We start from the raw sequence: 15,097 nt of genomic DNA on the forward strand, positions 1-15,097 counted from the left end.
CAAATAAAAATAAAACGATGACTAATCAAGCTATCATTCCATGGGAAGAAAGACCAGCTGGCTCAAGCGAAGTCATGTGGCGATACTCTGCCAACCCGGTTATTGGCCGCTATCAGATTCCCAGTTCCAATAGCATTTTCAATAGTGCCGTTGTTCCTTTTGAGGATGGTTTTGCCGGCGTTTTCCGTTGTGACAACAAAGCTGTTCAGATGAATATTTTTGCAGGATTTAGCAAGGATGGAATAAACTGGGATATCAACCACGAACCTATTGAAATGGTTCCGGGAAATACCGACATGATAGAGTCGGACTATAAGTACGATCCACGGGTAACATTTATTGAAGACCGTTATTGGGTAACCTGGTGTAATGGTTATCATGGACCAACCATTGGGATCGCATATACGTTTGACTTCAAAACTTTTCATCAATGTGAAAACGCATTTTTGCCGTTCAACCGTAATGGAGTGTTGTTTCCTGAGAAAATTAATGGCCGATATGCCATGTTAAGCCGCCCAAGTGATAACGGGCATACTCCATTTGGCGACATCTATATCAGTTACAGCCCGGACATGAAATACTGGGGAGAACATCGCTGTGTAATGAAAGTTGCTCCTTTTGAAGACAGTGCCTGGCAATGCACCAAAATTGGTGCCGGATCGGTTCCTATTAAAACAGATGAAGGCTGGCTGGAGTTTTACCACGGTGTAATCAATACCTGCAATGGATTTCGATATTCGATGGGGGCTGCCTTGCTCGACCTCGAAGATCCATCCAAAGTGCTATACCGCACACAACCGTACTTATTGGCTCCAGCCGAAATGAACGAACTGACCGGGGATGTCCCCAATGTTATTTTTCCATGTGCTGCTCTCAGCGATGGAGAAAAAGTAGCTGTCTATTATGGAGCTGCTGATACCGTTGTTGGAATGGCTTTTGGGTACCAGGAAGAAATCATTGATTTCATTAAAAAGAATTCACTAAGTGTGTAAAAAAATGGAGGCTGTACTAAAAGTCTAAATTAGTCAAGAACATTGCTTGTTCGACTTTTAGGACAGCCTCTAATTTACAGCAACTACATGCCTCTTGTAGTAAAATACATGGTTATTGGAACGATTAGCAAAAGTGCTAATACATAAATAGACAGGATTACGATCGTAAATATCCCCATGAACTTAAAAAGTGACTTTAGATTTTCAAATCCAGATGTGATGGATTGTTCTACCTGAGAATTTATACCTTCCTTAACACGCGTTGCAAACCGATATAAATAGGTGACCGGGAAATAATACAACGCTGCCATCAATATGTAAATAAAGCCTAAAAGTCCGATTGGAAAAGCAGTATTGGCAAATTGACTGGCAACTGAAGATGCAACCATGACACCAAGTGCAATTAAAACCAAAATCCCCATTCCAATGTAGCCCATAATGGCTAAAAATTTTGCCCACTTTGAGGTCTCCATTAGGTATCCATTGATTTCCTTTGGATTAAAAATCAGCACCTCCTCAGGTGCATTGTTTTCGATATTTTCCATGTTGTTTGTTTAGGTTATGAAATTGAGTGAAAAGTCATAAGACACTCTCCTGCTCTACTCGTTAAGCCTGCCATGTGTGTCCGCATTTCTGACAAGTTGTTGGGTTTCTATCCGCGAGTAGCGCTAACAGACCTAGTGGAAAAAAACAAATTGCAACAACAATCTGCCAGACTTTAAAACCGCCTCTTCTTGTTAGTTCACTACACTTTGGACATGATAAATTCGACATAATCTTAAATTTTTAAATAAATAATTTATAAAACCAATATGTTAATAATGTTACTAATAGTAATCGTGTCATGGAGCGAGAGATTTTCTCAATCATCGGATAATATTTCCCGTCAAATAATGCAATCATTCTCAACGGTATTTGCGTCAGAAAAGCTATTGCAATCAATAGTCCATTGGGATTGTATTTCAAAGAATCCATTATTTTAAAGTCGTATAAACTCAAAACACTCCTCGATACTCCGCAAACAGGACAAGGTATTCCAATTAATCTCTCAACTAAACAGAAATGTGGAATCGCATTCATCATGCTAAGGTTTATGAAAATCAAGCTGAATAAAATGAGAATAGTACTAATCAAGATATTCCAATTTATCTGCTGAATATCATTGTCAGAAATCCGTCTAATTAAAAATCTGGGGATAATGCTTATTTCCATTTCTTCGTGTTTTCCTTTTTTAGCGAACGGTTGGTACATGTTGTCGGGGCGGATTTCGAAGAGCGTTCCTGTCCGAAGGACACGGAACTGCGATGCGAGAATCCGCAGTTGGCGAACCACCAAACCCCGCCCTGTAATATGTACTGCTTAGCCGTAGATGCTTATTTTTCTGGTGCAATATCAATAACTGTTTCGCCCTGATTAGGAATTAATTCCTTTACAAATCTGTCATTTTCAATAATAATTGAGCCTTTAAAATTTCCAATTGAATCAGTTATGTGTTCCATTAAAATTCTATCCCCTGTTTTTTTGTCATTCCATTTAAATAAAAGTCTTTTGAACTTTCCATTAGACTCCTCTGTTTCGACCACCGGTTTTTGATTCAATATTAACGTGTTCTGATTGCTCAGTGAATCAAATTCAGTTTTCGTTTTGACTGAATTTACAATCAAAACAATAGTATCAAACCAAGTAAAAACGTCTAGGTCTGGTTTTGAAATGCATTCTCCAACTAATACCGCAGAATCCATTTTATTTTTATAAAAAAAGTCTTTTGGGTCAATTGTGTCTCCAATCGCATAATTTTCGACTCTTATTCTTTCTCTGACATTTTTTTTCAGACAGGATGTGAAAGAAAAAATGATTACAATGTAAAATATAAAACGGTTGTTCATCTTGATTTCACATATACGGCTAACTATTGTATATAAACACTGTTGTTATTTTTCTTATATTATTCAAAAGGTGTTGTTATACATCCATATTGGCATGTAAGATGCACCTTTTATATTATGTTATTATTTCCACGATATAGGGGACTGTTATTTTTTAAACTCACCCAATTTACAAAAATGATCAGAAATAATATTTATGTCTATCTAATTTGGATTGGTTATAAAAAGGAAGCACGTGGCAAAACACCATTGGTCAAGAAAATGAAAAATGAATAGATTATCATATGATAATTAATCACTAAACTAAGAATTGCAGCAATTATCAAATGCTAATTGCTGCTCTCCTAAAAAAGAAAGGAATTATAGTTTGATTAAAGCGACAAAATTCGAAAAGTAGAACTATTATCATTTGATATTGATCTAAAAATCAAAAAAAGCCTCGATATCATTTGATAACTACTTCGTTTAATAACCTATTTGAGATTTATAAACGAGGAAAAAGGTACCGATTATAAATAGCAGAAAAGTGAATGATGAAATTTTGTGCGCGATTTGCATGCTTTTCTGTAGTTTGTCTAAACTTAGCAGGGCACCTGAAAATAAGATCGTAACCATCGACACACCCGAGGTAGTTATTAAAACCCAAAGAGTGGTGTGTATACAGCTGTTCTTCCCAAAATTGATAAGAATACCTGTTGCTATAACTACAAATGCAACGATGCCTAATTTTTGAACGGCAAATGAAAAGTGATTGTATGGCTTTCCTGTTTTATAAATAACAACCCCCATCGCAATAATCAATAAAAGCAAAATCCCCAGGGTAATTAATTTCCAGTTCATTCCGATTAGCATCATAACACATTGATTTTCGGGTTACGAAGCAAAATTACGATAAGTGCAACTTTTAATTGTTTAACAAAAATCAAAAAAATAATTAATGAGGGATTTAATACCCTTAAGTTGTCCTTCCATGCTCCGGAAAAATTCAATCTCATGATTCTCACTATTGGCAGAGGTTTCTCGCGGATTCTGCATCAATCACAAAAAAACAACGCTGAAATCAATTGCAAATCACCTAAATAAGTCGTAATTTATATAGAGAGATTAAGCAGGTTCAGGAAGAACTAATTCTCTTACCACGGACTATCAGAAAACTGAGAACCGACTACTTAAAACCCTTATTGATGCCCTTTTGAACCTTAAACTCAAAAGTGATGAAGAAAATACTCTCCTTATTGTTACCTGCTATTCTTCTATTATTTGCTTCTTGCCAGCAAGAGGAATTGATTATAGAGAACGAGGAGGTAACAACTCTAAAAAGTGCTTCTATCATCGATGGACAGTACAGTGCCAGTTATTCTGGTGGGGAATGGGAAATCGTATTACCTGATATGCTTGTGTGGAACGCACAACCCTTCCGCTACCTGATCTTTTACGCCCATGGAATGGTTGACCCGGTGCCCGGCATACCACCAGCCTTGCCAAATGACTATGTTGGAGAACGCCCGGTTCAGGAAATACTTTCACAAATGGGAATGGGCTATGCTGCGACCAGTTACCGAGCGAATGGACTCGTTGTGCTTGATGCAGTTGATGATGTTTGTGACCTTGTAACTGAAGTGAATAATTTTTTCACCAATAACCCGGAATATTTTCCACCTGATTTCATGTTTTTAGGTGGACCATCGGAAGGTGGCCTGGTTACTATTAAGACTATTGAAAGCCATCCCAACTTGTTTGACGGAGCGATATCAATTTGTGGGCCTATAGGCAGTTTCCAAAATCAGCTTAAATACAATGGAAATTTCCATGTATTATTCAATTACTTTTTTGAAAAAAAAATCGACGTTGGAACACCACTTTATGTTGATGCAGCTATTATGGAAAAATGGGTCTACGGAATTCTTCAAGCTGAACTGATCGATCTTCTTTCCCATAATTTAGTGAAACTTGAACAATTGCTGAAGTGCGCCAAAGTTACGGTAGATTATGATGACCCTGCAGCTATGGTAAAAGCTGCCATAGAATGCTTACGGTTTAATGTCATGCTCACAAATGATGTGATCAGTAGAATGGGAGGAGTTCCTTTTGACAATACGAACACATGGTATACCGGATCGCATAATGATCGGAAGTTGAATAGTACCGTACAACGTATTTCTGCATCTGCCAGTGCTGCAGCTTATGAAACTACTGGAAATATTGGCATTCCTGTGGTTACCATTCATACTACCGGTGATCATATTACTCCATTCTGGCACAATCCGCTTTACAGGCTTAAGGTATTTTTAAATGGAAAAAGCCTGTTGCATTCCGGAATTCCGGTAGTTGAATACGGACATTGTACCATTACTGAATCGCACCTTGCCGCTGCCCTTACAATACTTATTACGAAAACTTCATTGATTAATCAGATTGCGATCAATAATGAAGTATTTACCAACGAAGACAACCTCCAGACGTTTGAACAAATTATGAAGGATAATTCGATTGATATTGAAATCAAATGATGATTAATAATAATGCACTAACCAAAACTTGTAAAAATAACCGGAAGAGACTTCCGCAACCTAAAGACAAAGTTTTCTCTTTTCCTGATTCCTGTTAACCCTTCGTTCTTTCGGAGGGTTTCTTTTTTATCTCCTTGTATCGTTGAATTCATCACTAAAAAAGACTGAGCGCTCCACGAATGGTGAAACGCTCAGCATACATAGAACTAACTCTACTAGTCTTCGACCGTTGAAACGGGAATGGTCGAGAGTAAGTTTATATTCTGCAAGTCAGAATAATCATACAAATAAAATCCTCCTTCGCCAATCATAAATAAGTAATCAGCAACCGGGATTACATCATACGCATTGATATCGGGAAATTCGGCAATCTTATTGGAGGAAATGGTCAGTGGATCGGCTGCGTTAAAAACTTTCAAACCAGCATCGCCATCACAAATAAATAGAATATCACCGTCAATTCCTAAACCATGAGGATTGGCCATTGAATGGCTTGCCAGTAGGTCTAATTCCGTATAATTATCTTTCATTTTAATCACATCTAACCTGTTTACGGACCTACCGCACCAACCACCATCATGCAAGGTAACATAGGCAATATCGTCTTGCACCACCACCGGATCGCAACTGGTTATGTGGTTATATTGGTTAACAAACGTTGGATTCCTTTCAATCTCCAGACTGTAAATCAACATGCCGCTAGTGGTCCCAAAAAACAGATGATCGTTATAGATAAACATGGTTTCCACATTCCAGCCAATATTCTTTGAGTCCAGATCTAATGGAGATTCTATATCTGAAATATCAAAGGTGTACAAATTATAATCATCGACCGTGTATAGGTAATCTTTATACAAACCGAAACGGGCCATCGATCCACCAACTCCAAAAGTGGTACCTGAACCACCTCCTACTCCGGAAGTATTTGTTGTGAAACTGGCAGCATCCATGGCAATATTTTCAGCAAAACTTCTTGCATAATAGACCGGGTAGTAGTATTGCTCAACCTCCTGCTCTACTTTCTTCACCTCCCAATCAACAACCACCCCTTTGTCTTCGTCAAGCTCTGCCAATCGATATTCCTCATCGTATTCAGGCACTGTATATGGGAAAATATCTTCAATTCTTCCCACTTCCTGAATGTTATCCAAATCAGATACATCAATGGCCACCAAATCCACATAGCTATCGGCATACAAAACGTTTTCCTTTATAGCAATGTCCACATTCCCAGGAATCTCAATAAATCCAACATGGTTGGGATTGGCCGGATCACTGACATCCAACACGTGGACTCCCTCCATCAGCTCATTAATAAACAGGTAATTATCCTTGAAATAAATTTTACCGGGTTTTTCAATATCCCTCGCAGTTTCTTTTTTAACGGCACTCCGTAAATCTTCATAGGACATATAGATTGGCGAATTGGCCATAAATTTCTCATAAAGTTTATCCTGACATCCTGAAACTGCAAGAACTACGATTAAGATTAAGCTTTTATATATGATATGCTTTTTCATGTTGATCTGTTTTTTAGTTGAATAGGATTCCTAACCGAATGGACAACCGGTTGTATTCACGTTCGAGCTCATACTCATTGTCGCCTTCAAAGCCAACTTTGTGAAATCGATATCCGAAAGAAAGGGAAATACCGAGATTTTGATTGACCTGGCTTACAAAACCAAACGACGGATTAATCAAATAGCCTCCCTTATTATCCAGAGTTTCCTGGTAATAGTTCGGCCAATAGGAAATCCACGGGGCCATATCATAATAGGTTTGCGTGCGAACATGATCATCCAGCGGAACCATATAACCGCCTTGAATTCCAACAAAAGGAGTAAACTGTGACTCGCGAAAATGATATTCCAGGTTCAGAAATACTGGCAAGTATGATTCCTCAAGCAGATCAACACCCAAGCCAGCACCTACATAACATTGTGGGCAGATGCCATAATTAAATGACGCGTCAAAAGAAAAAGGCGTTGGTTTTGAATTATTGGAACCTCCAGCCAATATTCCAATACTTGTTTTTATAAAATATGGCGCTTTTATTCCATCAAACGATTCAGGTTTCCATTTGGAAGTGATAGTATCAATCTCCGCTTCATTAATAACAATGATATTCCTTCCGGAATTGATGGCTACTTTTTGATCATCAACCTGAGCAAGGTTACCTTTAATCACCGAGCCATTTTTTAGGTAGATAATTTGTTTCTTATTTTTCTGAGCAAAGCTGCTTCCTACAACAAGCACCAATGCCAAAAGGATAGTGATTTTTTTCATACAGCATCTTTAGGGGGTTAACAAATACAAGATGCATGTAATAAAAAATGGTTGCGCAAGGGCAACCATTCAATTAATATTTTATGTACAATTTTACCAGGTAAATTTAAATAATGAAACAGCCTGTCTGGGCATATCCAATTTTAATGTTGTTTTTCCATCTTCCAAGTGAATCCACTCCGGAGAAGTATATAGCTGAAGTTGCCCTGCCTGTTCCAATTCCTCGATTTGCTCAACTGTTGGATTCTGAGGGGATCCCATTTCTTTCCAAACCGCATATGAATTACTATACTCCTGATCAATCCGGTAATGACTAATTTGAGCCTTTCCAACAGGAATTCCCTCAACCTGAATGCTGACACTTGAGTTTGGAACATTTAAATCATTCTTGTCATGATAATTCCAAACCATCACAGTAGCTGAACAATCGTCTATTGCTGCAATCGCATTGATGTCAGGATTTTCACCGCGAACACTTTCATTTCGAACTTGTAAAAAAGTATATTCAACATTGTCCTGATTCACCTCTACCCGCTTGCCTTTCATCATTCCAAACATGCGGAACACGTTTAGCACAGGCTTATCAACTCCATTCGTGGCCATATCCCGAAAACCGGCATACCATGGTTGATTTTCAAATTCAAATCCCCAGGTTACTGCGCCCAACAGGTTCACTCCAAAATGATCAGCTAACTGGTATTTTTTGGAAAAAGAAGCAGCTGTATAACTCGAATACATGGTTCCATTGCGATAAGCATTGTGCGGATAATCAGCCTCAGAACAAGCTGCGCAACCTTCAGGATCCGACTCTCCAATGATAATTGGTAAATCCTTCAAATCCGGATAAGATGCAACAACTTCAAACCCCAAACTAATGTCACGCAGTTGCTTTCCCATATTCATTTGCACGATCCCATCAACCACTTTTGGACTTCCCTTTGCATGAAAGGAGATAAAATCAATCGGTGACCCAGTTTCTCCGGTTACGTAATTCGTACCCATTAAAACGTGATCCAGAAACGTACGAAGAAATGCCTCTGCACCATCCCAACCTGCAGGGCCAGTTGTTTCAGGACCGCCTATCAATGCCGTGGGCAATGCTCTTTTAACAGCATCTGCGGTATAATCATACAACTTCAAGTATTCTTCAGTTGTCCCCCTCCAATAGCCAATATCTGGTTCATTCCAAAGTTCCCAGTACCAGCTTTCCACTTCTTTTTTGCCATATCTCTCAATAGAATGTGTCACCCATTGATAGACTAATTCGGCCCATTTCTCATAATCTTTTGGAGGATATGCCCAACCCGTAAAAATTTCTTCATAATGTGCCCCCGGTTTCCAGTAATGCCTGTATGGTTCTGGTTTTGTCGACATTGCTTTAGGCATAAAACCAATTTGAGCCAAAGGTTTCATCCCTCTTTCTATATATGTATCAAATATTTTATCGATGATTGTCCAGTCGTACACCGGATTTCCATTTTCATCCTCGGTATAGGCATTGGTGGATCCCCATTTTAAAGCATGAGTACCCTCACCGGTCACCAATAAACTATGAGCCCGTACAAAAACAGGAACCGGGCTTAATTGAGAAATCTCAGTAAGCAACTTCTTACCATCTTTCATATAGGTATAATTGGGTTCGTCGTATCCCCAGAAAGCCCAAATAGGATCCATTACACCTACCTGTTTGTTATAATTAACTTGTAAATCAATTGATGAATTTTTGTCATCCTGGGCCAAAACCAGATACGAAGGCTGAATAAGAAGATAAACGAATAAGAGAAATAAAACTTTGGGATTCATAACATACTATTCAAATAGTTAACGAAAGAACTTTCAATTTCAACACATTAGAAAAGGTTCTCATTAAATATACAATTATATTATAAAAAACACTTACACTTTCTATTTCCATAAATATATAATATGGTCTAATATTTGTATAATAGCATCGAAATAATGCTAAGCCTCACACAATGATTAAACGAATATTCCTTCTGCTCTATGTATTGACATTGACGAACTTATCGTTTTCTAAAACGAATGAGAATGAATCAAAATCCTTTACCATTCCTTCCTATTTTATTGCAAAAGCAGAATGTTATGTCCTTGGTTCTTTTGATGCGATTGGCTCCAACACTGTCATTCTCTTTGAAAATAACAGGACGGAGAGTTTTAGAGTCACACCAATTATTGAAAGCAAAAACAAAATTTTATTCACAGTACCTGACACTTACGGAGATTTTGAATTAATAATAGTGGATGAAGGAACAAATTCTGAATTATTTATCCCTGTTAAAGTCGTAAAGCTTGACCTGGAGTATGATGTAGAGGATGATAAACTAAATAAGCCAATAAATTTTAGATTGAATTTGCTTGGAGCTGAGAAGATGGAGGAAGAATTTTCAATTAAGGTGGAGAATAAAACCCCTCACGTAATCAGCATCATTGATGGTAATTATCAGAAACACAAAATAAAAAGCACTGCTCAATCTGAAGAAGTTTTTTGGGAAGGAAAGTTTGTCGCATTTGACCATTCAAACTTTTTAATCCGTGGATTTTTAGACCAGCCTGGTCCCACTAAGAAAGTAAATCCATATGATCAATAATATTATTAATAACCAATACGTATATTCAATAAAATCTAAATAGTTTAATATGTTTTATCGTCTGTCAATCTTCGTTATTTTAATTGGACTATCTAAATTTTCAGTTTCTCAAGCGCCACAAAAAGACGCCTTGCTTTTTAATGTCCCGCCGTATTTCATTGCCAATGCAGAGTGTTATATCAACGGGCCTTTTGATGCAGACATGTCCAATACAATCATTTGTTTTCAGAATATTGAAACAGGAAGCTTTTCACCTGCACCAATACTTGAAGGTGAAGACAAAATTCTTTTTAAAGTGCCTGATACTTTTGGAGAATACAAATTAATAATTGTAGACGAAGGGAATAATCACAAATTATTTGTCCCCGTTAATGTTATAAAACTTGAAATGGACTGGGAAGAAACAAATTCAAACAAGAAAAAACCTGTTCCTTTCCACATAAATTTTATGGGAGCAGAAAAAACCAATCAGGAATTTTCATTTTCGATCAAAAACATGAGTCCGCATATTATTAGTATTATTGGCGGTAATAATCAGGAGCATAAAATTCTCAGTACCAGAAACACGGACAAAGTTTCGTGGGAAGGTAAATTTGTAGTGATTGAAGAAGATGAATTTTCGATTTTGGGAACAGTCGATCAACCAACACCGTCAGTCAAAGCGCCACTGTTCAGTTATTAGTTTTTCAAAGTTCATTAGAACCGATAACTTAATCCTGTATAAATTCCGATTGTGTAAGGTTTGAAATTCACAGCACTGCTATTATTCAAGGATCCAAGATAGTATTTGATTTGAGGCTCCAATCTTACACTAATATGATCAGATATGCCGTAGTCAAGGCCCATACCAATCGTTGTGCTGTAACTCAATTTATTCATGTTTTTAGTTTCGCCAATGCGTTCCTTTTCTCCGTTCGTCAGGTACACATCATTCCCGATTAAAAAATTGGTGCTGAAACCACCAAGCAAACTAATATCGAAACCTCCATCAATCAATTTATAACGCAGGTTAAATGGAATCTCAACGTATTCAAAGTTTTGCTGAAAATCAGCAGAGGTAAGTAAAACTGCATCTTCAGTCGTCTTCGCCTCAAGGCTATTCCCAATCACTGCTTCAGTAGGTAATTCATCAACTTCAATTATTCCAGCAGAAGCATTTAAGAAAACCTGATCAGATTTCACTTGCACAGCTGCAGAATTAAAGAAGTATCCGGCATTATCACTCTCAACAATATTGTCAACATTGTTTCTGCTTAATCCGGCATTTGAAGATCCTTGTTCCAATTGACTGTAGTAAAATCCACTTTGAATGCTTAATCTTTTCCCTGCTTTGTATTCAACGGCAAGTCCACCGCCAAGACTAAGGTTATCTTTAGATCCAGGAATTGACATATTGCTGGCATATGATGACTGGTAGCTGGTTTGGTTAACGGAATAAGCTGGAGCCACCATAGCCGCAATTTGCCAATTATTTCCCTGATTGTTTTCTGTTGTTTCGTTCATGGCCAGAAGCTGCTCGTTGCGTTTAATTGTTTCAAAATCTTCGGCGGTCAGGGTTTGTTGTTTCTTAGTAGCTGAACGAGTTGTTGGTTGTAAGTTTTCAGTAGAATATTCAAATGATAATTTTGGAATTTGTATAGATCGCAAAAAGGAGAAAACAAGCTGGCTTCGATCCTTTAGTTCATTCTTTTCTGTTACAGTATTTAATGCGAATTGCTTATTTTCTTTTTTAATTGTTGTCTTTTCTATTTGCTCAACAGGTATTTCCTCTGTTAAGAACTCATCAGCTTCCGGTTCTTCGGTTGGGACATTTGATTTCTGTTCTGCTATACTTGTATTTAAATCAGAATTTACTTCAGATTGAACAAGTGCAGGTTCAACTTTATTTGATTGAAGTTGGCTATTTATTTGCCAGCCAAAAATAAATGCAAGCAAAATTGCAGCAGCAATTCCACTCACTTTATAATATAGAAACAGCTTCTTCCGCCGTTTCGCCTGCTGCACTTCAGCGATCTTCTCCCATACATAAGCTGGAGGTTTTACCTCATGCTCAGCAAACTTATTACGGAGCAGCTCATCAAAATATTTATCTTCTTTCGTCATGCCGAAAAATTGTTTTCCATTTCTCCAAACTCCTTAGCAATCCTTTTTTTCAATATCACCCTGGCACGTGCCAGGTTCGATTTAGAAGTACCTTCGGTAATTTTCATCTCATCAGCAATTTCCTTATGGTTCAACCCATCAAAAACATACAGGTTGAAAACCATTCGGTAGCGCGGTGGCAACTCTTGAATAACTTTCATTAAATCTTTTGCAGATAATTCAGCAATTACGTCATTCGAAAAGCGCACTTCTTCATAAATAGCAACATCTTCAACGGGATGAAGCAAATGCTGCTTTCTAAATTTTTCAAGAGAAACATTCACCATAATTCTGCGAACCCATCCCTCGAAAGAACCTTCGTGCCTGAATGTTCCAATTTTTTCAAAGATCTTTAAAAATCCCTCCTGGAGATTATCTTCTGCCTCAGTTTGATCTCTGGAATAGCGCAAACACACACCAAACATTTTTGGTGCAAAAAGCTCATAAATCCGGGCTTGTGCCTTAGATTTTCCAGCAGCGCAATCTTTTATGAGTTTACCGAGCTCTTCCAAAATTCATCAATTGGTTCAGATCAAAATTAAGTCATTCTGCCAGACAATAATACTAATATGTTGTCCTTTTTAGTTATATATCCAAACACACACACCTTTAACATGTTCTTAGTTTGGCAATGATTGGTTTCCTTCCAGATGATTGTTTCATCAATTTGGTTGCGTAAACAAAAAAATAATTGCCACGCAACTTTATAAAGTTTGTTTCATCTATTCATTAAATGCCATTGAAAACGAAAAAACTAGTCGTATGAAAAAGATTTGCTCATTATTCATTGTCGCCACTTTCATTTTAGTTGGAGTATCCTGTTCTCAGGACGATACCATAGATCCATTACCTGGCAATATAGACGTCGATTTAAAATCGGAACAGATCATTGCTGCCGATAATCAATTTGGATTGGAATTATTCAAATTGATTAACGAAGAAGAAAATACCGACAAAAATTTAATGATATCTCCATTGAGCGTTTCGTTGGCATTAGCAATGGCATATAACGGAGCTGATGGTGACACCCGCAGTCAAATGGAAGAAATGCTCCACAAAATGGGAATGTCTCCCGTAGAAATTAATGAATCGTACAAATATCTGGTTGATGCATTGGAAAGTCATGATCCCAAGGTTGATCTCTCCAATGCAAATTCCATTTTCTCCAATGAACTTTTTGATGTAAAGCCCGATTTTATTTCAACGAATCAAACATATTATAACGCTGAAGTTGAGGCGTTGGATTTCACAAATACCTCGGCTACACTTGATCGTGTAAATGACTGGGTAAAAGATAAAACGCGAGATAAAATTGATCGTATTATCGAAGAAGTGTCACCACAAGATGTGATGTACCTGATTAATGCAATTTATTTCAATGGAGAGTGGACATATAAATTTGATAGTGACGACACTGAGAATCGAATTTTCTTCCTGGAAAATGGAAATGAGATCCAGGTGCCAACCATGTTTATCGAAGAAAACTTCAATTACCTGAATAAAGAAGAATTTGAACTATTGGAAATGCCATATGGAGGAAAAAAATATTCGATGTTGATCTTCCTTCCTCATGAAAATTATGAAGTGGATGATGTGATTAATCAATTGACTCCCTCAAACATGGAAGACTGGATGGATAACATGAATGGCTGGAACAAAAAGGTTTTCCTCCCTAAGTTTGAATTTACGTATGAAAACAGCTTGGTTGACAACCTTAAGGCGCTTGGTATGACTGATGCATTTGACGCCAGCTTGAGCAATTTCAGCGGAATATCAGATCGAAACGATTTGTATATTTCTGAAGTCAAGCATAAATCATACATTAAAGTTGATGAACGTGGCACAGAAGCAGCAGCAGTTACCGGAATTACCTTCGAGGTAACATCCGTTCAGCCAGGGTTGATTTTTGCCGTTGATCATCCATTTGTTTTTGCCATACGTGAAAAAGATACCAATTGCATTCTTTTTGCTGGGAAAGTGATGAACCCGTTATTGAAAGAGTAATATGAAATTATTGATTTCCATATCATTAATAGCCATCTTGATCTATTCATGTAATGAAAAAGTTGAGGTCGATTATATATTTGAAAATAATTTCGGAACAGTTATGTATAGCAACGATTCCAACAATTGCGAAACTTGGATAAAATTAGATGATGGAACAATATTGCTGCCGACTAATCTCGATGAATATAATTTTTCGGCAAACCAACGCATTTGGCTGGCATATGAATTAATCGATAAGCAAACTGATTGTTTTGGTGAAGATGTTATAATTAAAAGCTATGAAACTTTTAATTGCATCCCTTATACCGACCTCTACTTCTATAACATTGACAGTCTGGAACGTGATCCGGTAACCATCAATGAAGTAAGTTTCGACGGAGACTGCCTATTGATCAATTTAAGTTACAGCGGTGGATGTGCCGAGCATCAAATTGATTTGGCAAGAATCCATCCGTCCTGCGGAACACCTCCACTACCACCTCCAACTTTTGAGATCAGGCATAATGCAAATGGAGACATGTGTGAAGCATGGTTTACTAAGACTTTTGAGTTCGACTTAAGCCCACTGAAAGCAGAATTTGATGAAGATGTAAAAATCATACTAGGCGGAAATATGTATGGAGAAAATCTATTCAATGAAGAATTAACATTTAAAATTAATTAAG

15 protein-coding genes are annotated in these 15,097 nt (G+C 37.4%); 6 read left to right on the forward strand and 9 right to left on the reverse strand.

Annotated elements, in window-relative coordinates; all coding sequences use genetic code 11:
- Window positions 1-17 precede the first annotated feature (17 nt).
- Window positions 18-992, forward strand: a complete 975-nt coding sequence (locus ACUNWD_RS05200) for a glycoside hydrolase family 130 protein (protein ID WP_445586718.1) — start codon at window positions 18-20, stop codon at window positions 990-992.
- An 83-nt stretch (window positions 993-1,075) separates the two neighbouring features.
- Here ACUNWD_RS05200 and ACUNWD_RS05205 read toward each other — a convergent pair whose 3' ends face one another.
- The 4 genes from ACUNWD_RS05205 to ACUNWD_RS05220 all read right to left on the reverse strand — a co-directional run bounded on the left by ACUNWD_RS05205 (window position 1,076) and on the right by ACUNWD_RS05220 (window position 3,733).
- Complete coding sequence (locus tag ACUNWD_RS05205) at window positions 1,076-1,537, reverse strand: hypothetical protein (RefSeq protein ID WP_445586719.1); 462 nt, start codon at window positions 1,535-1,537, stop codon at window positions 1,076-1,078.
- Window positions 1,538-1,778: 241 nt separating this feature from the next.
- On the reverse strand, window positions 1,779-2,243 hold the full coding sequence (locus ACUNWD_RS05210; protein ID WP_445586720.1) for a DUF2752 domain-containing protein: 465 nt from the start codon (window positions 2,241-2,243) through the stop codon (window positions 1,779-1,781).
- Window positions 2,244-2,365: 122 nt separating this feature from the next.
- A complete protein-coding gene (locus ACUNWD_RS05215) occupies window positions 2,366-2,878 on the reverse strand; it encodes a hypothetical protein (RefSeq protein ID WP_445586721.1) in 513 nt (170 codons plus the stop codon).
- Between the two features lie 465 nt (window positions 2,879-3,343).
- Window positions 3,344-3,733 carry a hypothetical protein gene (locus ACUNWD_RS05220; protein WP_445586722.1) on the reverse strand — a complete coding sequence of 130 codons (390 nt, stop codon included), beginning with the start codon at window positions 3,731-3,733 and terminating at the stop codon, window positions 3,344-3,346.
- Between the two features lie 359 nt (window positions 3,734-4,092).
- On the opposite strand from ACUNWD_RS05220, the gene ACUNWD_RS05225 reads away from it, so the two are divergent.
- Window positions 4,093-5,388 (forward strand): hypothetical protein, encoded by a 1,296-nt coding sequence (locus ACUNWD_RS05225; protein ID WP_445586723.1) that lies wholly within the window; start codon window positions 4,093-4,095, stop codon window positions 5,386-5,388.
- Window positions 5,389-5,603: 215 nt separating this feature from the next.
- Here ACUNWD_RS05225 and ACUNWD_RS05230 read toward each other — a convergent pair whose 3' ends face one another.
- The 3 genes from ACUNWD_RS05230 to ACUNWD_RS05240 form a co-directional block, all read right to left on the reverse strand.
- A complete protein-coding gene (locus ACUNWD_RS05230) occupies window positions 5,604-6,908 on the reverse strand; it encodes an LVIVD repeat-containing protein (RefSeq protein WP_445586724.1) in 1,305 nt (434 codons plus the stop codon).
- 13 nt (window positions 6,909-6,921) lie between these two features.
- Window positions 6,922-7,674, reverse strand: coding sequence for a hypothetical protein (locus ACUNWD_RS05235; protein ID WP_445586725.1), 753 nt, complete (start codon window positions 7,672-7,674; stop codon window positions 6,922-6,924).
- Between the two features lie 93 nt (window positions 7,675-7,767).
- Complete coding sequence (locus ACUNWD_RS05240; RefSeq protein WP_445586726.1) at window positions 7,768-9,477, reverse strand: GH39 family glycosyl hydrolase; 1,710 nt, start codon at window positions 9,475-9,477, stop codon at window positions 7,768-7,770.
- A gap of 173 nt (window positions 9,478-9,650) precedes the next feature.
- Between ACUNWD_RS05240 and ACUNWD_RS05245 the strand changes: the two genes are divergently transcribed.
- Entirely contained in the window at window positions 9,651-10,283 is a 633-nt protein-coding gene (locus tag ACUNWD_RS05245) for a hypothetical protein (RefSeq protein WP_445586727.1), read from the forward strand.
- A gap of 49 nt (window positions 10,284-10,332) precedes the next feature.
- The gene (locus tag ACUNWD_RS05250) at window positions 10,333-10,965 is read left to right on the forward strand and encodes a hypothetical protein (RefSeq protein ID WP_445586728.1); all 633 of its coding nucleotides are present in this window, start codon (window positions 10,333-10,335) and stop codon (window positions 10,963-10,965) included.
- Between the two features lie 14 nt (window positions 10,966-10,979).
- On the opposite strand, the gene ACUNWD_RS05255 is transcribed toward ACUNWD_RS05250, so the two are convergent.
- Together ACUNWD_RS05255 and ACUNWD_RS05260 are read right to left on the reverse strand one after the other, a co-directional pair.
- Window positions 10,980-12,386 (reverse strand): hypothetical protein, encoded by a 1,407-nt coding sequence (locus ACUNWD_RS05255; protein WP_445586729.1) that lies wholly within the window; start codon window positions 12,384-12,386, stop codon window positions 10,980-10,982.
- A complete protein-coding gene (locus ACUNWD_RS05260) occupies window positions 12,383-12,937 on the reverse strand; it encodes an RNA polymerase sigma factor (RefSeq protein ID WP_445586730.1) in 555 nt (184 codons plus the stop codon). The genes ACUNWD_RS05255 and ACUNWD_RS05260 overlap by 4 nt, the downstream gene beginning before the upstream one ends.
- Window positions 12,938-13,187: 250 nt before the next feature.
- Between ACUNWD_RS05260 and ACUNWD_RS05265 the strand changes: the two genes are divergently transcribed.
- Window positions 13,188-14,429, forward strand: a complete 1,242-nt coding sequence (locus ACUNWD_RS05265) for a serpin family protein (RefSeq protein ID WP_445586731.1) — start codon at window positions 13,188-13,190, stop codon at window positions 14,427-14,429.
- 1 nt (window position 14,430) lies between these two features.
- Window positions 14,431-15,096 (forward strand): NigD1/NigD2 family lipoprotein, encoded by a 666-nt coding sequence (locus ACUNWD_RS05270; protein WP_445586732.1) that lies wholly within the window; start codon window positions 14,431-14,433, stop codon window positions 15,094-15,096.
- The last annotated feature ends 1 nt before the right edge of the window (window position 15,097 follow it).

It is taken from the genome of Sunxiuqinia sp. A32, assembly GCF_052690465.1.

Bases quoted from the DNA above. Each gene is read 5' to 3' on its own strand.
- ACUNWD_RS05250 (WP_445586728.1), top strand. From the start codon at position 10,333: ATGTTTTATCGTCTGTCAATCTTCGTTATTTTAATTGGACTATCTAAA.
- ACUNWD_RS05225 (WP_445586723.1), top strand. From the start codon at position 4,093: ATGAAGAAAATACTCTCCTTATTGTTACCTGCTATTCTTCTATTATTT.
- ACUNWD_RS05265 (WP_445586731.1), top strand. From the start codon at position 13,188: ATGAAAAAGATTTGCTCATTATTCATTGTCGCCACTTTCATTTTAGTT.
- ACUNWD_RS05270 (WP_445586732.1), top strand. From the start codon at position 14,431: ATGAAATTATTGATTTCCATATCATTAATAGCCATCTTGATCTATTCA.
- ACUNWD_RS05200 (WP_445586718.1), top strand. From the start codon at position 18: ATGACTAATCAAGCTATCATTCCATGGGAAGAAAGACCAGCTGGCTCA.
- ACUNWD_RS05230 (WP_445586724.1), bottom strand. From the start codon at position 6,908: ATGAAAAAGCATATCATATATAAAAGCTTAATCTTAATCGTAGTTCTT.
- ACUNWD_RS05240 (WP_445586726.1), bottom strand. From the start codon at position 9,477: ATGAATCCCAAAGTTTTATTTCTCTTATTCGTTTATCTTCTTATTCAG.
- ACUNWD_RS05205 (WP_445586719.1), bottom strand. From the start codon at position 1,537: ATGGAAAATATCGAAAACAATGCACCTGAGGAGGTGCTGATTTTTAAT.
- ACUNWD_RS05210 (WP_445586720.1), bottom strand. From the start codon at position 2,243: ATGTACCAACCGTTCGCTAAAAAAGGAAAACACGAAGAAATGGAAATA.
- ACUNWD_RS05255 (WP_445586729.1), bottom strand. From the start codon at position 12,386: ATGACGAAAGAAGATAAATATTTTGATGAGCTGCTCCGTAATAAGTTT.
- ACUNWD_RS05215 (WP_445586721.1), bottom strand. From the start codon at position 2,878: ATGAACAACCGTTTTATATTTTACATTGTAATCATTTTTTCTTTCACA.
- ACUNWD_RS05245 (WP_445586727.1), top strand. From the start codon at position 9,651: ATGATTAAACGAATATTCCTTCTGCTCTATGTATTGACATTGACGAAC.
- ACUNWD_RS05235 (WP_445586725.1), bottom strand. From the start codon at position 7,674: ATGAAAAAAATCACTATCCTTTTGGCATTGGTGCTTGTTGTAGGAAGC.
- ACUNWD_RS05220 (WP_445586722.1), bottom strand. From the start codon at position 3,733: ATGATGCTAATCGGAATGAACTGGAAATTAATTACCCTGGGGATTTTG.